Source organism: Pelagerythrobacter marensis (assembly GCF_036700095.1).
Lineage (GTDB): Bacteria > Pseudomonadota > Alphaproteobacteria > Sphingomonadales > Sphingomonadaceae > Pelagerythrobacter > Pelagerythrobacter marensis_A.
The window spans coordinates 1,009,645-1,030,019 of record NZ_CP144918.1; the positions used below are offsets into that span (position 1 = coordinate 1,009,645).

Genomic DNA, 20,375 nt, shown 5'->3' on the forward strand with positions numbered 1-20,375 from the left:
GCCGAAGGGTTCCTACCAGGCGTAACCGGCGGCAACCGCCCGCTTCTCTGCGGCAGACGACTTGCGGCCCAGCGCCGGATTGCGGTGCGGGAAGCGGCCGAAGCGCGCGATCATGCGATAGTGACTGACCGCGAAGCGGCGTTGCTGCGGCGACCGCGCGAAATAGGCGAGCGATGCGCGCTGGTCGGCGATTTCCTCGCTGTGCATCAGCGGCATGGCGATAAAGGCGCGTTCGCGCTCGGGCAGGCGCACATCCCAGCCGCGAGCGATCGCGGTCCGGGCGAGCTGGCGGGCCAGCGGATCGGAGGCGAAAGCGCGCGCCTGCCCCCGGAACAGGTTGCGGGGGACCTGGTCGAACAAGAGGATCGCGGCCTGCGCGGTTCGAAGATCGCCCAGGAATTCACGCGCGGGCCGGTGGCGCAAGGTCTTCCATTCCCGGACAAAACGGCGACGCAGCAGGGCGTCGACTTCGGCCCCGCCCCCGTACCAGTCGGCCGGGCCGAGCCGCTGGAACCAGACATGCAGCAGTTCCGCCGCCCAGCGGCGCCGGGCGGCGGTCATGCGTCGGTTAGCCTTCGACTTTCTTGTAGGGGACGAAATCGCCCAGGAAGATATTGCCGGTGTAGAACCCGCCCATCCGGTCGAACGTCGTGATGATGTCCGTCCGGCACAACTGGCTGCCGGTCCGGCGAATGGCCATGGCATCGCCATTGTCGAGCGAGGCGGCGTCGCGCGGGATATTCACGTAAAGCGTGTTGCCGCGTTCGATCACGATCGCGGTCCCGTCGATGATCCGCATGCGCGTGTTCGGCGCCATCTGCACGCACGATTGCGGCTCGCCCGCCACGCGCCCTTCGATCAATTTGGCGAGTTTCGCTTCGCCTTTGGTCTCGTGGTCGTCGGCTGCGGCAGGGGCGGCGAATAGCGCGCCCGCCGCGATGGCACCGATCAGAGTAGCTGTCTTCATTTCAGCCTCCTTGTTTCTCATGGCTCTTGTCCCCCCCAGCCTTCGTATACGGGACAAAACTGTCGAGAATCAGGATCGGTCCTGCCACCCCGCCTATCCGGTCGCGCAGCTCGACCCGGTCGTGGCGGCAGATCTGGGTTCCATATTGATGGAACACCGGCAGGTCGCTGTTGGAAAGCATGCGCGCGCCGCTCGGGCGGTTGACCCACAGCGTCGCGCCGTCGCGGAAGACGATTGCGGTCCGGTCGACGATCTGGATCGAGTCGCGCTGGCTTTCGTGCAGGCAGTGTACCGGCTCGCCCGCCACGCGCCCTTCGAGCATTTCGGCAAGCCGCGCCTCTCCGCGCGAAGGCTCCTCCGCCAGCGCCGGGCCGGCGGTGGCGATCGTCAATGCGGCCAGCGCGGGGAGAATCCTGTGTTTCATGGTCCGCCGGTATATCACGCTTCGCGTGAACGCGCGATGAGCATTGCGCGGCGGCAGCGTCAGGCCGTGCCGCCGACGGTCAGCCGGTCGACCAGCAGCGTGGGCTGGCCGACGCCCGCGGGAACGCCCTGTCCCCCCTTGCCGCACATTCCCACGCCTTCGTCGAGCGCGAGGTCGTTGCCGATGCCCGAAACGCGGGTCAGCACGCTGGGCCCGTCGCCGATCAGGGTTGCGCCCTTGATCGGCGCGCCGATCCGGCCGTCCTCGACCAGATAGGCTTCGGTGCAGGAGAAGACGAACTTGCCCGAAACGATATCGACCTGCCCGCCGCCGAAGCTCTTGGCATAGATGCCGCGCTTCATCCGGCCGAGCAGGTCTGCCGGGTCGTCTTCGCCCGCGCGCATGAAAGTGTTGGTCATGCGCGGCATGGGCGCGTGTTCGAAGCTTTCGCGCCGCCCGTTGCCGGTCGGCTCCATGCCCATCAGGCGGGCGTTCAGCCGGTCCTGCATATAGCCCTTGAGAATGCCGTCCTCGATCAGCACGGTCTCGCGCGTGGGCGTGCCCTCGTCGTCGATCGACAGCGAACCGCGCCGGTCGGGGATCGCGCCATCGTCGACCACGGTGACGCCGGGCGCTGCGACTCGCTCGCCGATCCGGCCGGAGAAGGCACTCGTGCCCTTGCGGTTGAAATCCCCCTCCAGCCCGTGGCCGACGGCTTCGTGGAGGAGCACGCCGGGCCAGCCGGGGCCGAGCAGAACCGCCATCTCGCCTGCCGGCGCGTCGACGCTCTCGAGGTTGACCATCGCCTGGCGCACCGCCTCGTCGACCGCGCGGTTCCAGCCGGCGGGATCGAACAGCCGGTCGTATAGGTGCCGGCCGCCGAAACCGAAACTGCCCCGCTCGCGCCGGCCGTTCGCTTCGGCCACGACGCCGACGTTGAGGCGCACCAGCGGGCGCACGTCGGTGGCGACGAAGCCGTCGGGCCGCACGATCTCCACCACGCTCCAGCTCGCGAGCAGGCTGGCGGTGACTTGCGACACGCGCGGATCGCGGGCGCGCGCTGCGGCATCGATCGCCTCGAGCAGCGCGACCTTGTCCGCGAAAGGCACCGCGTCGAGCGGGTTGTCGGCGGTGTAGAGATGGCGGTTGTTTCCCCTTGGCGGGGCCGCGCGCGGGCCCCTGGCCGGGTCGAGCAGGTGCAGCGTTTCGCCCGCGCGAACGATCGCCGCCTCGCCGATCTCGTTGGCATGGGCAAAGCCGGTCGTCTCGCCCGAGACACCGCGCAGGCCGAACCCCGAATCGCGCGCATAGTCGGCGGTCTTGAGGCGCCCGTCGTCGAATGCGAGTGCTTCGCGCGCGGTATATTGCAGATAGAGTTCGCCATCGTCGCACCGTTCCAGCAGGCGTGCGGTCAGCGCGGCGGCGCGTTCAGGGTCGAGTTTGCCTTCGCCGTAGAGGAAGGCGCGCGGATCGGTCGGCTGGACGGTCATGCCCGGCGATATAGACATAGTGCGCCGGCAATGTCAGGGGCGGTGGCTGCGCAGTGCCGGGCCGCGTCAGCGGTGGCCGGGATCGCCCCCGGCGGAAATGTCTTCCAGCGCGGCCTGGTTCGCGCCGTCCGCGGGGCCGCCGCGCAGCACGAATCGCCGGTCGCAATAGCCGCAATCGACGTAGCCATGCTCGTCGATCTCCAGCCAGACGCGCGGGTGGCCGAGCGCCGAGGCGCGATAGCGGTCGCCCGGGCGAATCGCATCGGCGCCATCGCACTTGACGCGAACATGATCGACCAGGATCGTTTCAGGCGGCGGAATATCCATGCGGCCGCAGATACTGCCATGCGCGGGCCTGTGCAACTGGCCCTTTACGGATCGATCGGGGACGGCCAATTGGGCGATCATGACCGACGCCGCCCAGCAGACTTCGCCCGCCGATCCCCCGCCGGCGATTGCCATTCGCGATCTGACCAAACGCTATGCGGGCGAGAAGGGCGAGCCGGGCAAGCTCGCGCTCGACGGGGTGAGTTTCGACGTGCCGCAAGGGCAGATCTTCGGCCTGCTCGGCCCCAACGGCGCGGGCAAGTCGACTTTGATCAATATTCTCGCCGGGCTGGTCAACAAGACTTCGGGCAGCGCCGAGATCTGGGGCTTCGACATCGATCACAACCCGCGCAACGCCAAGCGCATGATCGGGATCGTCCCGCAGGAAATCGTCTTCGACCCGTTCTTCACCCCGTTCGAGGTGCTGGAAAACCAGGGCGGATTCTACGGCATCGGCAAGCGCGACCGGCGCAGCGAGGAACTGCTCGCCGCCGTGCACCTGGCCGACAAGCGCGATGCCTATGCCCGCACGCTGTCGGGCGGGATGAAGCGGCGCCTGCTGATCGCCAAGGCAATGGTCCACACGCCGCCGATCCTCGTGCTCGACGAGCCCACCGCGGGCGTCGACGTCGAACTGCGCCGGCAGCTGTGGGATCTGGTGGGCGAACTGAACGCCGAAGGCGTGACGGTCGTTCTCACCACCCATTACCTGGAGGAAGCCGAGCAGCTTTGCGATCGGATCGCGATCATCAATCATGGCAAGCTGATCGCCAACAAGCCGACGCGCGAACTGGTCGGGATGGCGCGTGAGAAGATCGTTCGCGTCACGCTCGACCGCGACATCGCCGACCCGCCGATGGAGGAAGGCTTCCTCAAGGTCGAAGCGACCGATCCGCGCACGCTGGAGGTGACTTACGATCGCGATGCGACCAGCGCGGGCCAGGTGCTCGCCCGGATTCAGGCGCGCGGCTATGCGATCGAGGACGTCACCACGCGCGAGGCCGACCTCGAGGATGTTTTTGTCTCGCTCACCAGCGCGGCCCGGCCATAACCGGGAATGCGGCGCCGGTAGCGCCGGCGCCCCGTTCTGCGATCACCGCGAGGCGGCGGCGCGGAAGCGGCGCGCGGCGTCGAGCGCCTGCTTCTTGGTGGCTTCTTCGCAATCGGCGTCGGCGAGCGTTTCGATCTCGGCCGCTGCGCAGTTGAGCAGACGCTTGGCGATCGCTCCTTCGTGCTCGGCTTCGTCGCGCTCGCGGCGCAGGCGTTGCGTTTTGGCGTCGGACTTCTCGCCCATCTGTTAAGACCTTTTTGTCGAGTTTCGTTGACGGCATCGCGACCGGAGCCAGCACATCGCCGCTTTGATGAAGAATATATCTCCTCTCTGTCGCCTGCCGGCCCCGTGTGCAAGAGAGGCGCGATGAACGATTGTGACATTCTCGTCATCGGATCGGGCGCGGCCGGGCTGACGGCGGCGCTCGCGCTGGCCGAAACGCGGCGCGTGACCGTGCTGGCCAAGGGCTCGCTCACCGGCGGCAGCACGGCCTGGGCGCAAGGCGGGATCGCCGCCGTGCTGGATGCCGGCGACACCTTCGACAACCATATCCGCGACACGATGGTCGCGGGGGCGGGCCTCAACCGGCGCGAGACGGTCGAGTTCGTGATCGAGCGCGCGCCGCATGCGATCGACCGGCTGGTCGAACTCGGCGTGCCGTTCAACCGCCAGAGCGGGGACCTGCACCTGACGCGCGAGGGCGGCCATTCGCACCGCCGCATCGTCCACGTCGACGACGCGACCGGCTGGGCGGTGCAGGATGCGCTGCTCAAGGCGGCCGAGGCGCATCCGAACATCGCGCTCCTGCCCGGCCAGGCGTGCATCGACCTGATCACCGGGCGCAACCAGCAGACTTTCTCCGGTTCCGGCCGCGTCTGGGGCGCCTATGCACTCGACGAGGCGAGCGGCAAGGTCGTGGCCCATGTCGCCCGCGCGACCGTGCTCGCAACCGGCGGGGCGGGCCGCGTCTACCAGTTCTCGACCGCCCCGCGCGGCGCGACCGGCGACGGTATCGCCATGGCCTGGCGCGCCGGTTGCCGCGTCGCCAACATGGAAATGATGCAGTTCCACCCGACCTGCCTCTACAATCTGGAGGTCAAGAACTTCCTCATAACCGAGGCCGTGCGGGGCGAGGGCGGCCATCTGCTCCATCCCGAAACCGGCCACCGCTATATGGTGGATTACGACGCGGAGCGGATGGAGCTGGCCCCGCGCGATATCGTGGCGCGGGCGAACGACGACCAGATCAAACGCTACGGGCTCGATTACGTCCATCTCGACATCAGCCATCTGCCGCCCGAGTTCGTGCGCCGGCATTTCCCGACGATTCACGAAAAGCTGGCGGGGCTGGGGATCGACATGACGCGCGAGCCGATCCCGGTCGTCCCGGCGCAGCACTATACTTGCGGGGGCGTGTTGATCGGGCTGAATGCGCGGACCGATCTGCCCGGCCTGTGGGCCGCCGGCGAATGCACCGAAAGCGGCCTCCACGGCGCCAACCGCCTGGCGTCCAACAGCCTGCTCGAATGCTTCGTGTTCGGCGAGGCGGCGGCGCGCGACATCGCGGAATGCTGGGACCGGCTCGACGACCCGCCGCCGATCCGCGAGTGGGACGAGAGCCGCGTGACCGATTCCGACGAGGAAGTCGTCATCAAGCAGAACTGGACCGAGATCCGGCGCATGATGTGGAACTATGTCGGCATCGTGCGCACGACCAAGCGGCTGGAACGCGCGCAGCATCGGATCGAGCTGCTCGCGCAAGAGATTGAGGACTATTACGGTTCCTTCCGGGTGACCACCGATCTGATCGAGCTGCGCAACCTCCACCAATGCGCCGACCTGATCGTGCGCAGCGCCTTGCGGCGTCACGAGAGCCGCGGACTGCACTTCACGCTGGACTACCCCGAAACGCTGCCCAAGGCGCACGACACGGTGCTGATTCCGTGAATGTCCCCCGCCCCCTCGCGTTGCCTCCCCCGTCCGTCATTCCCGCGAAAGCGGGAACCCAGAAGAGCTGACGCACGGTGACGCGTGAACGCCTGCCGACCGTCTATTTGCTGGCGTCGCAGCGGAACGGCACGCTTTACCTGGGTGTGACTTCCGATCTGGTCGCACGCATCCACCAGCACCGTGAGGGGACTTTCGGCGGCTTTACCAGGCAATATGCCGTCCATCGGCTCGTCTGGTTCGAACACCACGGCACGATGGAAGACGCCATTGTTCGGGAGAAGCGGATCAAGAAGTGGCGGCGGGCATGGAAGCTCGAGCTGATCGAGCAGGATAATCCGCGTTGGCTTGATCTGGCAGAGCAATTCGGCTTCGATCCGCTCTCACGCTCTGGGTTCCCGCGTTCGCGGGAATGACGGACGGGGGGAGAATCACAATTGCCACAAATCGCCGCCAACGGCATCACGCTGGAATACGAAGACTACGGCGATCCGGCCGATCCGCCGATCCTGTTGATCATGGGGCTGGGCGCCCAGCTGACGCTGTGGCCGATCGAGCTGGTCGAGGCGCTGGTGGCGCAGGGCTTCCGCGTCATTCGCTACGACAATCGCGACATCGGCCTCAGCCACAAGTTCGACGGGGTGAAGGCGCCGGGGATTCTGGCGCTGACGCTGCTGGGGCGGATCGGTCTTGCGCCGCGCGTGCCCTATACGCTCGGCGACATGGCGGCCGATGCAGTCGGCCTGCTCGATTCGCTGGGGATCGAACGGGCGCATATCGTCGGCGCGAGCATGGGCGGGATGATTGCGCAGCATGTCGCGTTCTCGTGGCCGGAACGCGTGTTGTCGCTGACGTCGATCATGTCGACCACCGGCAACCGCCGCCTGCCGCCCGCGCGCAAGGAAGCGCTCGACGTGCTGACCAAGCGCCCCGATTCGACCGACGAGGCAGTGCTCGTCGCGCATGGGATGAAGATCGCGCGCACGATCGGCAGCCCGGCCTATCCGGCGGACGAGGATCGTCTGCGGGCCAATGTGACGGCAAGCGTGCGACGCAGCTACTATCCCGCGGGGCTGCAACGCCAGATCGCCGCCATTCTCGACGACGGCGACCGGCGCGCGCGCCTGCGGCGGGTCGAGGCGCCGACACTGGTGATCCATGGCGAGGCGGACCCGCTCATCCCGCTTCCGGGCGGCGAGGATACCGCGGCGTCGATCCGCGGGGCGCGGCTGAAAACCTTCCCCGGCATGGGGCACGATCTGCCACTCGAACTGGTCGAGCCGATCGCCGAGGCGATCGCCGAACATGCGCGCGCTGCGGCGGGTTAGAATCGTTTTCGGCAAGCCTGCCAGCAACTTGCATCAGAAAATTGCGTGTGCCGATTCGATTGATTCAAAGCCTCGCGATCCCCATTTTCCGCACATATATTTTTTCACTGAATCATTTTGGGGGTTGCACTTGGGCGGAGCCAAGGAAATCCCGCGCGTCGCGGCGTGCCACCTGGCTAAGACACCCTTCGGCGGGCCGGTTCCTCGGCATTTCTCCTCTTGCGTGTGGGGGCAGCCTGATTCAGTATCTAGTGGTCAGGTCGGGCTTGCGACCCACTAGATCGTGTTATTGAGGCGCCCAACCCCCTTCGGGCACGGGTGGTCGCGGAAGGCACGGACGGGACTGGCGCAAAACGACCGGACGGGGCAGATCGGGGGGCGAAGTTCGCCCGTTTTGCCGTGACCAGGGCATGGTGGAGAGAAGCTTCGCCCTGTCAAATGTAGCTGAAACGGCGGGCGCGCGGCGCCGTTCGTTTCCAATGGCGCGAAAGCGGGTGGGGCACGATGGATTTCAGGACCGGAGACGAAGCGGCTATGGGACTCGATCAGACGGGGACAGTCGATCATGCAGGCGATGTCGCGCCCGAGAATGAAATCGGCGCCGGCAGCGCCGGGGCCGGGAAGGCGGCATTGAAGATGGAACAGGCCGACAAGGGCAGCGAACACCTCGTGGAAGGCGCCGCCGATGGCATTGTCGCCGACAAGGCCAATGCCGCGCTGGCGCAGGCGGTGACTGCGGCGGCCGAGGCCAATGCCGAAAAACCCGACAGCAAGAAGATCCTCGACCGCCGGTTCGACATTGCCATCGACGAATCGCGCGATGCGCTGCTGACCGAATTCGGCAAGGAAACGCTGATCGACCGCTACCTTCTGCCGGGCGAGAAGTTCCAGGATCTCTTCGCCCGCGTGGCCGACGCCTATGCCGACGACCAGGATCACGCGCAGCGCCTCTACGACTATATCTCGAAGCTCTGGTTCATGCCCGCCACGCCGGTGCTGTCGAACGGCGGCACCAACCGCGGGCTGCCGATCTCCTGCTATCTCAACTCGGTCGAGGACAGCCTCGAAGGGATCGTCGGCACCTGGAACGAGAATGTCTGGCTTGCCAGCCGTGGTGGTGGCATCGGCACGTACTGGGGTCAGGTGCGCGGGATCGGCGAACCGGTCGGCCTCAACGGCAAGACCAGCGGCATCATCCCCTTCGTGCGGGTGATGGACAGCCTGACGCTGGCAATCAGCCAGGGTTCGTTGCGGCGCGGCTCGGCCGCCTGCTACATCGACGTCTCGCATCCCGAGATCGAGGAATTCCTCGAGATCCGCAAGCCTTCGGGCGACTTCAACCGCAAGGCGCTCAACCTGCATCACGGCGTGCTGCTCACCGACGAATTTATGGAAGCGGTGCGCAATGGCGAGGAATTCGACCTCAAGAGCCCGCGCGACGGCAGCGTGCGCAAGACGGTCGACGCGCGCAGCCTGTTCCAGAAGCTGGTCGAAACGCGGCTTGCCACGGGCGAGCCCTACATCGTCTTCTCCGACACTGTGAACCGGATGATGCCCAAGCATCACCGCGAGCTGGGCCTCAAGGTGTCGACATCGAACCTGTGCTCGGAAATCACCTTGCCGACCGGTCGCGATCATCTCGGCAACGATCGCACGGCGGTCTGCTGCCTCTCTTCGCTCAACCTCGAGAAGTGGGACGAATGGAGCGAGGACAAGCAGTTTATCGAGGATGTCATGCGCTTCCTCGACAATGTGCTGCAGGACTATATCGACCGCGCCCCGCCCGAAATGGCGCGCGCCAAGTATTCGGCCATGCGCGAACGCAGCGTCGGCATGGGCGTGATGGGCTTCCACTCTTTCCTGCAGAGCAAGAACATCGGCTTCGAAAGCCCGATGGCGAAAGTGTGGAACCTCAAGATGTTCAAGCATATCAACGCCAAGGCGAACGAGGCGTCGATGATGCTGGCGAAAGAGCGCGGGCCCTGTCCCGATGCCGAGGAAATGGGTGCGATGGAGCGCTTTTCCTGCAAGATGGCGATCGCGCCGACCGCGTCGATCTCGATCATCTGCGGCGGCACGTCGGCCTGCATCGAGCCGATCCCGGCGAACATCTACACGCACAAGACCCTGTCGGGCTCGTTCGTGGTCAAGAACCCCTATCTCGAGAAGCTGCTGCGCGCGAAGTCGAAGGATTCGACCAACGTGTGGAACTCGATTCTCGAGAAAGGCGGATCGGTCCAGCACCTCGACTTCCTGACACCGGAGGAAAAGGCGACCTTCAAGACCAGTTTCGAGATCGACCAGCGCTGGCTGCTCGAATTCGCGGCCGACCGCACGCCCTATATCGACCAGGCGCAGAGCCTGAACCTCTTCATCCCGGCCGACGTCGACAAGTGGGACCTGATGATGCTCCACTTCCAGGCGTGGGAGAAGGGCATCAAGTCGCTTTACTACCTGCGCTCGAAGTCCGTGCAGCGCGCCGGTTTCGCCGGCGGCGTCGAGGCCGACAACACCACCGATGCCGCAAAGTACGAGTTGAGCGCGGGCGCCGGCGAGCAGACCGACTACGAGGAATGCCTGGCCTGCCAGTGATATCATATGTGGATAACCCGAGTTGTCTGGCTTGGACGACTCGGGCGCGTTAAGGAAGTTGGCTAAATATATGAATCGACTCGGGCGACACGCTGCAGAGTCATCAAAAGTTGGGGGCCAGCTTTTTGGCTGACCCCCTGCAAGCTGAACGGCGATGCGTACGAGCCTGCGTTGCAATCTCTGACTCGCACGTACCGCCGTTCAGGTCAACCTGAGACCCCCGGTTTCAGGCGGTATGGGCTTGTTGAATAGCTGTGGATTGTTCTGACCCGCAGCTGCTCAAGTTCTATGACTTTGCTTGCAAAACAACTCGATGCCTCAGCTGCGGAGCGCCGAGTTGATCCTTAGATTGGAGCGCTGGCCGGGGGCTGGCGTCCGCCGGCAAGGAAATGGAAATGAACTTCTACACTACCACTCGCAAACCCCTCGGCACTACTGCTCGGACCGGGGAAATTTGCCCAGAATCGGGTGTTTGGCAGTCGATGGATACGCCTTCGACTACCGCGCCAATCGCAAAAGGCAATCGCTTGCCTCCCCACAACGGGCGTGCTGTTACGTGGAAGCTAATTCGCTACGCCTAGTAGCTTGTCTAGCTTGTTAATGAGAGAGTCCCCGGTTTCGCTACGCGGCCCGGGGGCTTTTGCCTCCTGGCTCGGGAACAGCGAAGCGATGGACAACCTCGACGGTGTGCTCGATACGATAGCGTCGCATCTCGACGGGAGGCCTGCATGATACCTCGCATCCGCCCTCACCCTCCCACGCCGCTGCGCGGCGCGGGCCCCTCCCTCTCCCGATGGGGGAGGGGCATAGCGGCCCTCCTCCTCCTCGCCGCCCTCTCCGCCTGTGCGTCGCAAGTCGATGCCGGGGTCTCGCAAGAAGCGGGCACGCCCGGCTTCTGGTGGGGCCTGTGGCACGGGTTCGTCTTCCCCTTCGCGTGGATCGGCTCGCTGTTCGATCCGGGCATCGCGGTCTATGCCGTGCCCAATCGCGGCGGGTGGTACGATTTCGGGTTCTTCCTCGGGATCACCGTGCTCGGCGGCGGATCGTGGTTCGGCTCCAGATCGCGCAAATGACCCGGTGAAAAGCAAGAACCCCGGCCGCGCCAAGGGGCGGGCCGGGGTTCCTCGCTGTCCGCTGTCGTCGGGGATACGCAGCGGTTGAAGGCGTAAGGATCAGACTGTCGGCGTGGCATTCGTGCCCACACCGGGGGGAAGGCTCGCGTTTTCCTTCAGATAGATCCGATTGTCGTCGATCTTCTCGATCTCGTCGATCGAGAGGAAGTGGTGCATGTCGTCGGCGCTGTCGGACCGCGTCAGCTTGATCGTGTCGTCCTTCACTTCGTCGACCGTGCCGACATGCTGGCCGTTGCAATCGGCGACTTCCATATGTTCCTTGATGCGTAGCTTCTCGAACATAAATATAATCCTTTCAATTGCTTGTATGTGAGCTTAACGAGCCGCAGCGGGTATTCGTTCCGCCGTTCGGCGCATGTGGACCACGGCTCGTTCGCTCTCGCTCAGCGCTGGTTCTCGTCCGGGACGGGGCGGGCGGCATCCGCGCGGGCCCGCCGCGCCGGATCGTTCGACGTTTCGCCGACCACCGGCTCGCCTGCTTGTGCCTGCTGTCGGCCGATTGCGCCGGTATTGAGGTCCTGCACCGCGCCATCGGCCTGCGGGTCGGGCGATTCGCGCGTTTCGCTTTCGCGTGGGCCGGTGCGCTCGATCCCGCCCGGCTCGTGGCCCGGCTTCAAGGTCACGTTGCGGCTGTCGTCGGGTTCGTATTCGCCCATGGGGATTCTCCTTTCCCCATATCAACCCCCGCGGGCATGGCGCCGTTCCGGGGCGTCGCCGCAAACAATGCCCGGCTTATCCCCGTCGAATCGGTATCGCTTGCCTTCGAAAGCGGGGCGTGATTCCCTATATAGAGTCGTCACGCGCAAACCGGAGACCACAAGATGTCGTTGCTAGAAGCCCGCAAGACCTACAAGCCGTTCGAATACCCGTGGGCTTACGACTTCTGGAAGCGCCAGCAGCAGATCCACTGGATGCCCGAGGAAGTGCCGCTGGGCGAGGATTGCCGCGACTGGGCGCAGAAGCTCTCCGACCACGAGCGGAACCTGCTCACCCAGATCTTCCGCTTCTTCACCCAGGCCGATGTCGAGGTGCAGGACTGCTACCACGACAAGTACGCCCGCGTGTTCAAGCCGACCGAGATCAAGATGATGCTCGCCGCCTTCTCCAACATGGAGACGGTGCACATCGCCGCCTATTCGCACCTGCTCGACACGATCGGCATGCCCGAAAGCGAATACGGCATGTTCCTCGAATACGAGGAGATGAAGGCCAAGCACGACTATCTGCAGAATTTCGGCGTCGACACCGACGAGGATATCGCCCGCACCCTGGCGATGTTCGGCGGCTTTACCGAGGGGCTGCAGCTCTTCGCCAGCTTCGCCATGCTGATGAACTTCCCGCGCTTCAACAAGATGAAGGGCATGGGCCAGATCGTCAGCTGGTCGGTCCGCGACGAGAGCCTGCACTGCGAAGGCATCACCCGCCTGTTCCACGCCTTCGTGCAGGAACGCGACTGCCTGACCAAGGCGGTCAAGGAAGACATCATGGACATGTGCCAGAAGACGGTGCGGCTGGAAGACGCCTTCATCGACCTTGCGTTCGAGCAGGGCCCGGTGCCCGGCATGACGGCGAAGGAGATCAAGCACTACATCCGCTATATCGCCGACTGGCGCCTGGGCCAGCTCGGCCTGCCCGCGATCTACATGGTCGAGGACCACCCGCTGCCCTGGCTCGCCCCGCTATTGAACGGCGTGGAGCACGCCAACTTCTTCGAAACCCGCGCGACCGAATATTCCAAGGGCGCGACCAGGGGCAACTGGCAGGACGTCTGGTCGAGCTTCGACAAACGCCAGAAGGCGAAGAAGGGCGAGGAAGCGAACGACCTTGGCGACGAGGGGCCGGGGCTGTTTGGGGACGGCGGTGAGAGCGGGAGCGTGGCGGCGGAGTGATGGTGTGCTGAAGCGGCATAGTCGGGGGCGCGTGCCCGTTCGAACATATCGTCACATGCAAGCTTCATAAGCCTCGATCATGCCGATTATCTCCAGCTTCTACGGCATTCTGATCCGGATGTATTTCGCCGATCATGCGCCGCCGCATTTCCATGCGGCGTATCAGGGGCACGAGGCGTTGGTGCGGATCGCCGATGGTCAGATCATCGAAGGGTCGCTGCCGAACAAGGCGCGCCGGATCGTGGCCGACTGGGCTTCCGAGCACCGCGCCGAGCTTGAGGCGAATTGGCGATGCGGCCAGGAACTGCTACCGATGGAGCGCATTCCCGGAGCGGACCAAGATGATTAAGCTCGTTAGAATCGAAGTATGCGGCCCGCATGAACTGGCGCTCCATTTCAGCGACGGCAGCCATGGCGAGTGGTCGGCCGAGCCGATTCTCGCGCGCGACACGGTGCTCACCCGCCCGCTGGAGAGCGAAGCCTACTTCCGCCGTGCCTTTATCGACGCGGGCGCGCTGGCGTGGCCGAATGGGCTCGATTTCTCCGCTCGCTCTTTGCACGAGGAACTCGCCCGCGCGAACAAGCTCAAATCTGTTCATGCTGCATAGCCGGACTGCGCCAGACGCATGACCTCCCGTATCCTCGCCGCTCTCGCCGCCGCGGCCTCGCTCACCCTTGTCACCTCCGCCATCGCCTGCTCCGTCACACCTGACTACCGCGTGCCCACCAATCTCGAACTCGCCGAAGAGGCCGAGTTGGTGCTGCTCGGGCGGGTCGTCGGGGAGGAAAAAGAGGCCGAATTCTGGAAGTCCTCGCTGCTGGTCGAGCCGGTGCGGGCGATCAAGGGCAAAGCGCCTGAAGGCACGATCTCGATCACCGGGGCTCGGCTCGATCCGCCGCTGGCGTGGGGCGCTGACGGAATGCTCTCCAACCCCTACGAGTTGGCGGAGGCCCATCCCGACTCCTACTCCGGTGCTTGTCTGCGACGAGTTTTCCCGCGCGGCACCATGGCGCTGTTCTTCCTCGAGCGCGCGCCGGACGGCGAGGGCTGGCGGCCGTCGGGCGGGCCGTTCTCGCGCTGGGCGGAGGACGTGCTAAGCGAGGAGGCGCCGTGGCTGATGCTGACGCAGTTGTACGTCGAGGTCGCCGCCGCGCCCGAGAGCGCGCGCAAGGCCATGCTCGAAGCCGAACGCGCCGAACTCGCTGCCATGGCCGACGATCCGGTTGCGCAGCTTATCGCCGCCGATATCGCGCGCCAGCTCGCCGGCCCGAACGAAACCTGGCACGAGACAATGGCGCGCGAGATCGAAGCCTCCCGCGAAACGCGCGAAGCGGTGGAGGCGATCGAGGACGCGATAGGCGATGTCGTCGGGGAAGCGCCGGAACCGGGCCTGACTCAGGCCGATGCGATGGAGGACGAGCGCTAGCAACCGACTCGGCAATCGGCGCGATTGGCGCTAGGCGGCGCGGCGATGACGGCACTCGATACTTTGCAAGACGATCTCGACGACCTCGAACGGCGCGGGCGGGGGCGCCGGCTGGTCCCGCGGACGGGGATCGATTTCGCATCGAACGACTACCTCGGCCTTGCCGGGTCGGAGCGTCTGCGCCAGGCCGTGCGCAATGCGGTCGAGCGGGAGGTTCCGGTCGGTTCGGGCGGCTCGCGGCTGCTGCGCGGGAACGCGCCCGAACATATGCTTCTGGAGGAAGAAGCCGCTCGTTTCTTCGGCACCGGCTGCGCCGTCTTTCTCGGTTCCGGCTATTGCGCCAATACGCTGCTGTTTTCGACTCTGCCCCAGCGCGGCGACCTGATCGTGCATGACGACCTCGTTCACGCCAGCGCGCGCGAGGGCATTCGGCTGGCGCGGGCAGAAGCCGCCGGCTTTGCCCATAACGACGTGACGGCAGCGGCCGACGCGATTTCCCGCTGGCGCCGCAACGGCGGGCGGGGAACGCCGTGGATCGCGCTGGAAAGCCTCTACAGCATGGACGGCGATCGCGCGCCGCTGTCGCAATTCGCCGACCTCGCCGCGCAAGCCGGTGCGATGCTTGTGATCGACGAGGCCCATGCCACCGGCGTCTTCGGCACCGACGGGCGCGGGCTGGCCGGGGAACTCGACGGAGCCGACAACGTGATCTCGCTGAAGACCTGCGGCAAGGCTCTGGGCTGCGAGGGCGCGCTGCTCGTCGGCCCGGCGCCGATGCGCGATTTCATCGTCAACCGCGGACGGCAGTTCATCTTCTCCACCGCCCCCTCGCCGTTGATCGCCGCGGTGGTGCGCGAGAGCCTGCGGATCCTGCGCGACGAACCGCAGCGGCGCGAGCGGCTGCATGCGCTGGTCGACCATGCGGCGCGCGGCCTCGCCCGGCTGGGCGCCGATACGACCGATACGCCGATCCAGCGCATCGTCCTGGGCGACGACCGGCGGACGATGGCCGCGGCCGCCGCATTGCAGGATCGCGGGTTCGACGTGCGGGGAATTCGCCCGCCCACCGTTCCCGCCGGCACCTCGCGCCTGCGCATCTCGCTCACCCTCAATGTAACGGAACAGGATGTGACGGCTCTGACGGACGCGCTGGAGGACGTGCTGTGAACAAAACGATCGTTATCACCGGCACCGACACCGATGTCGGCAAGACCGTGTTTGCGGCGGGCCTCGCCGCAGTGCTCGGCGCGCATTACTGGAAACCGGTCCAGGCCGGGACCGAGGATGGCGGAGATGCCGCGAAAGTGGCGGCCTTGGGCGTTCCGGCGCCGAAGATCCTGCCGGAGGCCTATCGCCTCGGCACGCCATGCTCGCCCCACCGCTCGGCAGAGATCGACGGGGTCGAAATCGATCTCCGACGGCTGGAGCCGCCGCGGGTCGAAGGCGCGCTGGTGGTGGAAGGCGCGGGCGGCGCGCTGGTGCCGGTGACGCGGCAGGTGCTTTATGCCGACCTGTTCGCGCGCTGGGGGCACCCGACAGTCGTGGTGGCAAGCACGCGGCTGGGCACGATCAACCACACCCTCCTGACGCTGGAGGCTATGCGCGCGCGGGCCGTGCCCGTCCTGGGTGTCGCCTTCGTGGGCGAAGCGAACGCGGACAGCGAGCGGACGATCTGCGATTTCGGCAAAGTCGACCGGCTGGGGCGTCTCCCCTGGCTCGATCCGCTATCGGCCGACAGCCTCGCCGCGGCCTTCCGCGCGAATTTCAGCGCCGGGGATTTCGTATGAGCAGCTCGCCGATCTGGCATCCGTTCACCCAGCACGGGCTGGGCGATCCGATACCCGAAGTCGTTCGGGCGGAGGGCGCCGCGCTCATCACCGCGGAGGGCCGGCGGGTGATCGACGCGATCTCGTCGTGGTGGGTCACGACGCATGGCCATGCCCATCCGCGGATCGCCGCCGCCATCGCCGAACAGGCGGCGCGCCTCGACCAGATCATATTCGCCGGCTGGACGCACGAACCGGCGGAGACGGTCGCGACCGGCCTGCGCGCGATCATGCCCGCCGAACTGACGCGGGTGTTCTTCTCCGATTCGGGATCGACCAGCGTCGAAGTCGCGCTGAAAATGGCGCTTGGATACTGGCTCCATCGCGGCGAGGCGCGTCATCGCATCCTCGTGCTGGAGCACGGCTATCACGGCGACACGATCGGCGCGATGTCGGTCGGTGCGCGCGGCGCGTTCAACCGCGCCTACGAGCCCCTGCTGTTCGACGTGGAGACGATCCCCTTCCCCGGGGACGGCTGCGAGCAGGCGACGCTCGATGCGCTGGAGCGGGCATGCAGCGCGGGTGCCGCCGCGTTTATCGCGGAGCCGCTGATCCTGGGGGCCGGAGGGATGCTGACCTATTCCCCCCGCACCTTGCGCGAAATGCACGCGATCTGCGCGCGGCACGGGGTGCTCTTCATCGCCGACGAAGTGATGACCGGCTGGGGCCGGACCGGCACCCTGCTTGCCTGCGATCAGGCGGAAATCGCCCCGGATATCCTGTGCCTTTCGAAAGGCCTGACCGGAGGAGCGATCCCGCTCGCGGTGACGATGGCGCGCGAGCCGATATTCGCCGCGCACTATGCCGAAGACCGCGCGCGAATGTTCTTTCATTCCTCCAGCTACACCGCGAACCCGATCGCCTGCGCCGCGGCAGCGGCGAACCTTGCGATCTGGCGGGAGGAGCCGGTGTCCGACCGGATTGCCGACCTGTCACGGCGGCAGGGGGCCGCGCTGGCATCGCTGTCCGATCATCCGCGGGCATCGAACCTGCGGCACCTGGGCACGATCGCGGCGCTCGATATCGGGGCGGCCGAAGGATATCTCTCCGACCTCGCTCCCCGGCTGCTGCGCTTTTTTCGCGAGCAGGACGTTCTGCTGCGGCCGCTGGGCAATACGGTCTATGTCATGCCGCCCTATTGCATCGGCAACGACGATCTGGCGCGGATATACCGCATTATCGGGCGCGCACTCGACGAAGTGTGATCCGGCCGGCCCGGCGCCTCTACAGGGCAGCGATGCCCGCGGCGACTTCGCCGATGCCGGAGAAGCGGGCGACCACGGCATCGCCCGGAACGACCTCGTGCACGCCTGTGATCGCCCCGCTCGATACCCACCAGCCGGCGGCGGGAGCGATCCCCCGATCCGCCAGGTTAGCGAGGAGGAAGCGGACCGCGCCGAAAGGGCCGTCGAGCATCGTGGCGGTGGTCGCTTCGCCCACGACTTCGCCATTCACTTCGAGCGCCACCCCGATCGACGACAAATCGTCCCAGGCCTCGCGATCGAGCGGCCGGCCGAGCACGAGCCCGGCATTGTTGCCGTGATCCGAAACCGTCACGCAGGGGCCGTCGCGATTGATCCCCGGATAGGGGGAGGAGGCGATCTCGATACCGATGCGAACTTCGTCGATCCACCCCATCGCTTCTTCGTTCGATTGCGGGGGTGGTGCATCGGGGGCAGGGGGCGCGAGGCGGAGCATGAATTCCGCCTCTGCTGCGGCGAAGCCTTCCTTGAAGACGGCCATCGAAACCGGCTCGTCCTTCGCGAGGAAGATGGTGTCCGCAAAGATCGGGCCGGCAAGGCGGTTCGCACCCAGCGCACTGTCGTCGGGCGGATTGATCTTGCCGACTTTCCAGCCACCGACCGGCCGGTTCCAGATCTCCAGCGCGGTGTCCTGGATCGCATAGGCCTCGTCGAGGCTGGCGGGTGCGTTCCCGCCGGGATAGGCGTTCAGTGCGTGACCCGATCGCCGGGCATTTACAAACACTTCAGCGATATCACGCGCAGCGATATTCAAGACGGAACCCTCCCCGAAGTTGCTATCAATGCCTGTTAGTGGTCGATTAGGAAACCGGTGTCAAAACTTTTGTGATGCGGGGCGCTTTGGGTAATCCGAAACATCCTCTAAGACCTTTGCGTGCCCTGAAGGGGTGGGAGTTCGAGTGAATGGAAAAGTCGGACAAACAACCGACAATCAACGATGTCGCGCGTAAGGCGGGGGTTTCGAAGAAGACAGTCAGCAGAGTGATCAACCGATCGCCGCTGCTCAAGATGGACACACGCGAAAGGGTCGAGGCGGTTATCGCCGAACTGGGATATGTTCCCAATCCGCAGGCCCGGGCCCTGGCCTTGCGGCGCAATTTCCTGCTCGGCCTCCTGCACGACAACCCGAACGCGCAGACCGTGCTCAATTTCCAGGAGGGGGTGCTCGACGCGATCCGCAAGACCGAGTTCGCGCTGGTCGTGCGGCCGGTCGATCGGCACTCGCCGGAGATGCTCGACGATATCCGCAATTTCCTCGAATTGCAGCGGCTCTACGGCGTGCTGATCCTGCCGCCGATCTCGGAGGACGACGAACTCGCGGCGCTCTGCCGCGATATGGGCTGCGGTTATGTCCGCATGGGGTCCGCCGCGCTCGACGAGGCCGAGCACCTCGTCCAGTCCAACGACCGCGAGATGGTGGAGGGCGTGGTCGACTATCTCGTGGAGCGCGGCCACCGCCGGATAGGGTTGATCGAAGGGCCTGCCGGGTTCCGTTCCGCCTTCGAGCGGCGCGAGGGGTTCCTGTCCGCGATGCGGCGGTACGGCCTCGATGTGCCGCAGGATGCGATCGTGCAGGGCAACTACCGGTTCGACTCGGGGGTCGAGGCCGCCGGCCGCCTGCTGGACGTGCATCCGCGGGTTACCGCAGTCTTCGCCAGCAACGACGAAATGGCCGCCGGCGCCTATCATGCGGCGCGCGAGCGCGGGATCGAAATTCCCCGCGACTTGTCCATCGTCGGGTTCGACGATTCGCCGATCGCCGCGCATATCTGGCCGCCGATGACCACGGTCGGATGGCCGATACGCGAAATGGGCAAGGCTGCGGCGCTCAAGCTGGTTGCCCCGGACATGGCGGATGCCCGGCCGTCCTCCTTCCCCGCGCGCCTGGTCACGCGCGGCTCGGTCGCGCCGCCTGCCAGGGAAATCTGATCCGCGCGGTTGAAATGACCCCTGTTTTGGAGGTAGAAGCAGGATTGACACCGGTTTCCTAATCCGAATCGGATACGCGACAATTTGCACCAGAGCCCTTTGCGGGCAGGGAGAATCTTATGAAAATCGCCCTCATCACCGAGAACAGCCAGGCGGCCAAGAACGGCATCATCCACGAGGCGCTGACCACGGTTGCCGAACCGTTTGGCCACGAGGTTTTCAATTACGGCATGTATTCGGCCGAGGATACCGCATCGCTGACCTATGTGATGAACGGCCTGCTGGCCGGCATCCTGCTCAATTCGAAGGCAGCCGATTTCGTCGTCACCGGTTGCGGCACGGGCATGGGGTCGATGCTGGCCTGCAATTCGATGCCCGGGGTCTTCTGCGGCCTTGTGATCGACCCGACCGATGCCTTCCTGTTCAACCAGATCAACGCCGGCAATGCCATTTCGATGCCCTATGCCAAGGGGTTCGGCTGGGCGGCCGAGCTGAATTTGCAGGATTGCTACCGCAAGCTGTTCGAGAACGAGCCCGGGGCGGGTTATCCGCGCGAACGCGCCGAAGTCATGAAGAAGAATCGCGGCATCCTTACGGATCTCAAGAACGCGACCTGCCACGACATGCTGACCGTTCTGAAGAATGTCGACCAGGACCTGCTGCGTTCCGCGATCGCGGGCGAGCGTTTCGCCGAGTATTTCTACGCCAATTCGCAGGACGAAGCGATCAGCGACTACTTGCGCAATCTGTAAGTCCTGCGGGAATCGCAAACCGGCGTGACCG

At 65.5% G+C, this 20,375-nt stretch carries 24 protein-coding genes; 15 read left to right on the top strand and 9 right to left on the bottom strand.

Annotation, left to right across the window (positions count from 1 at the left end; translation table 11 throughout):
* Positions 1 to 12: 12 nt before the first annotated feature.
* The 5 genes from V5F89_RS04640 to V5F89_RS04660 all read right to left on the bottom strand — a co-directional run bounded on the left by V5F89_RS04640 (position 13) and on the right by V5F89_RS04660 (position 3,208).
* Positions 13 to 561 (bottom strand): DUF924 family protein, encoded by a 549-nt coding sequence (locus V5F89_RS04640; protein ID WP_338447081.1) that lies wholly within the window; start codon positions 559 to 561, stop codon positions 13 to 15.
* A gap of 7 nt (positions 562 to 568) precedes the next feature.
* Complete coding sequence (locus V5F89_RS04645; protein WP_338447082.1) at positions 569 to 967, bottom strand: hypothetical protein; 399 nt, start codon at positions 965 to 967, stop codon at positions 569 to 571.
* A gap of 1 nt (position 968) precedes the next feature.
* Entirely contained in the window at positions 969 to 1,391 is a 423-nt protein-coding gene (locus V5F89_RS04650; protein ID WP_338447083.1) for a hypothetical protein, read from the bottom strand.
* Positions 1,392 to 1,450: 59 nt separating this feature from the next.
* Positions 1,451 to 2,881: a metalloprotease TldD gene (gene tldD / locus V5F89_RS04655; protein ID WP_338447084.1), complete on the bottom strand. Its 1,431-nt coding sequence runs from the start codon at positions 2,879 to 2,881 to the stop codon at positions 1,451 to 1,453.
* 66 nt (positions 2,882 to 2,947) lie between these two features.
* Positions 2,948 to 3,208 (bottom strand): zinc-finger domain-containing protein, encoded by a 261-nt coding sequence (locus V5F89_RS04660; protein WP_338447085.1) that lies wholly within the window; start codon positions 3,206 to 3,208, stop codon positions 2,948 to 2,950.
* Positions 3,209 to 3,287: 79 nt separating this feature from the next.
* Between V5F89_RS04660 and V5F89_RS04665 the strand changes: the two genes are divergently transcribed.
* A complete protein-coding gene (locus V5F89_RS04665; protein ID WP_338447086.1) occupies positions 3,288 to 4,259 on the top strand; it encodes an ABC transporter ATP-binding protein in 972 nt (323 codons plus the stop codon).
* A 42-nt stretch (positions 4,260 to 4,301) separates the two neighbouring features.
* On the opposite strand, the gene V5F89_RS04670 is transcribed toward V5F89_RS04665, so the two are convergent.
* Complete coding sequence (locus V5F89_RS04670) at positions 4,302 to 4,502, bottom strand: hypothetical protein (protein ID WP_338447087.1); 201 nt, start codon at positions 4,500 to 4,502, stop codon at positions 4,302 to 4,304.
* Positions 4,503 to 4,625: 123 nt separating this feature from the next.
* On the opposite strand from V5F89_RS04670, the gene nadB reads away from it, so the two are divergent.
* The 5 genes from nadB to V5F89_RS04695 all read left to right on the top strand — a co-directional run bounded on the left by nadB (position 4,626) and on the right by V5F89_RS04695 (position 11,199).
* The gene (gene nadB / locus V5F89_RS04675; RefSeq protein ID WP_338447088.1) at positions 4,626 to 6,206 is read left to right on the top strand and encodes an L-aspartate oxidase; all 1,581 of its coding nucleotides are present in this window, start codon (positions 4,626 to 4,628) and stop codon (positions 6,204 to 6,206) included.
* Positions 6,207 to 6,283: 77 nt separating this feature from the next.
* Positions 6,284 to 6,622, top strand: a complete 339-nt coding sequence (locus V5F89_RS04680; protein WP_338447089.1) for a GIY-YIG nuclease family protein — start codon at positions 6,284 to 6,286, stop codon at positions 6,620 to 6,622.
* Positions 6,623 to 6,643: 21 nt separating this feature from the next.
* Positions 6,644 to 7,534, top strand: coding sequence for an alpha/beta hydrolase (locus V5F89_RS04685; protein ID WP_338447090.1), 891 nt, complete (start codon positions 6,644 to 6,646; stop codon positions 7,532 to 7,534).
* Between the two features lie 504 nt (positions 7,535 to 8,038).
* Complete coding sequence (locus V5F89_RS04690; RefSeq protein ID WP_425334373.1) at positions 8,039 to 10,126, top strand: ribonucleoside-diphosphate reductase subunit alpha; 2,088 nt, start codon at positions 8,039 to 8,041, stop codon at positions 10,124 to 10,126.
* A 728-nt stretch (positions 10,127 to 10,854) separates the two neighbouring features.
* Positions 10,855 to 11,199 carry a hypothetical protein gene (locus tag V5F89_RS04695; protein ID WP_338447092.1) on the top strand — a complete coding sequence of 115 codons (345 nt, stop codon included), beginning with the start codon at positions 10,855 to 10,857 and terminating at the stop codon, positions 11,197 to 11,199.
* Between the two features lie 99 nt (positions 11,200 to 11,298).
* Here V5F89_RS04695 and V5F89_RS04700 read toward each other — a convergent pair whose 3' ends face one another.
* Positions 11,299 to 11,541 carry a DUF2171 domain-containing protein gene (locus V5F89_RS04700; protein WP_338447093.1) on the bottom strand — a complete coding sequence of 81 codons (243 nt, stop codon included), beginning with the start codon at positions 11,539 to 11,541 and terminating at the stop codon, positions 11,299 to 11,301.
* A gap of 101 nt (positions 11,542 to 11,642) precedes the next feature.
* Positions 11,643 to 11,915, bottom strand: a complete 273-nt coding sequence (locus tag V5F89_RS04705) for a hypothetical protein (protein WP_338447094.1) — start codon at positions 11,913 to 11,915, stop codon at positions 11,643 to 11,645.
* Positions 11,916 to 12,080: 165 nt separating this feature from the next.
* Between V5F89_RS04705 and V5F89_RS04710 the strand changes: the two genes are divergently transcribed.
* The 7 genes from V5F89_RS04710 to V5F89_RS04740 all read left to right on the top strand — a co-directional run bounded on the left by V5F89_RS04710 (position 12,081) and on the right by V5F89_RS04740 (position 17,606).
* Positions 12,081 to 13,148: a ribonucleotide-diphosphate reductase subunit beta gene (locus tag V5F89_RS04710; RefSeq protein WP_338447095.1), complete on the top strand. Its 1,068-nt coding sequence runs from the start codon at positions 12,081 to 12,083 to the stop codon at positions 13,146 to 13,148.
* Positions 13,149 to 13,227: 79 nt separating this feature from the next.
* On the top strand, positions 13,228 to 13,497 hold the full coding sequence (locus tag V5F89_RS04715; protein ID WP_338447096.1) for a DUF4160 domain-containing protein: 270 nt from the start codon (positions 13,228 to 13,230) through the stop codon (positions 13,495 to 13,497).
* On the top strand, positions 13,490 to 13,756 hold the full coding sequence (locus V5F89_RS04720) for a DUF2442 domain-containing protein (RefSeq protein ID WP_338447097.1): 267 nt from the start codon (positions 13,490 to 13,492) through the stop codon (positions 13,754 to 13,756). Before V5F89_RS04715 ends, V5F89_RS04720 begins: the two co-directional genes overlap by 8 nt.
* 18 nt (positions 13,757 to 13,774) lie before the next feature.
* Positions 13,775 to 14,575, top strand: coding sequence for a hypothetical protein (locus tag V5F89_RS04725; protein ID WP_338447098.1), 801 nt, complete (start codon positions 13,775 to 13,777; stop codon positions 14,573 to 14,575).
* Positions 14,576 to 14,620: 45 nt separating this feature from the next.
* Entirely contained in the window at positions 14,621 to 15,742 is a 1,122-nt protein-coding gene (locus tag V5F89_RS04730) for an 8-amino-7-oxononanoate synthase (protein WP_338447099.1), read from the top strand.
* Positions 15,739 to 16,362 carry a dethiobiotin synthase gene (gene bioD / locus V5F89_RS04735; RefSeq protein ID WP_338447100.1) on the top strand — a complete coding sequence of 208 codons (624 nt, stop codon included), beginning with the start codon at positions 15,739 to 15,741 and terminating at the stop codon, positions 16,360 to 16,362. The genes V5F89_RS04730 and bioD overlap by 4 nt, the downstream gene beginning before the upstream one ends.
* Positions 16,359 to 17,606, top strand: a complete 1,248-nt coding sequence (locus tag V5F89_RS04740) for an adenosylmethionine--8-amino-7-oxononanoate transaminase (protein WP_338447101.1) — start codon at positions 16,359 to 16,361, stop codon at positions 17,604 to 17,606. Before bioD ends, V5F89_RS04740 begins: the two co-directional genes overlap by 4 nt.
* A gap of 19 nt (positions 17,607 to 17,625) precedes the next feature.
* Here the strand turns inward: V5F89_RS04740 and V5F89_RS04745 are convergent, their stop codons facing one another.
* A complete protein-coding gene (locus V5F89_RS04745) occupies positions 17,626 to 18,417 on the bottom strand; it encodes a 2-keto-4-pentenoate hydratase (protein WP_338447102.1) in 792 nt (263 codons plus the stop codon).
* A 149-nt stretch (positions 18,418 to 18,566) separates the two neighbouring features.
* Between V5F89_RS04745 and V5F89_RS04750 the strand changes: the two genes are divergently transcribed.
* A complete protein-coding gene (locus V5F89_RS04750) occupies positions 18,567 to 19,592 on the top strand; it encodes a LacI family DNA-binding transcriptional regulator (RefSeq protein WP_338447103.1) in 1,026 nt (341 codons plus the stop codon).
* A 119-nt stretch (positions 19,593 to 19,711) separates the two neighbouring features.
* Positions 19,712 to 20,344 (top strand): RpiB/LacA/LacB family sugar-phosphate isomerase, encoded by a 633-nt coding sequence (locus V5F89_RS04755; protein WP_338447104.1) that lies wholly within the window; start codon positions 19,712 to 19,714, stop codon positions 20,342 to 20,344.
* The last annotated feature ends 31 nt before the right edge of the window (positions 20,345 to 20,375 follow it).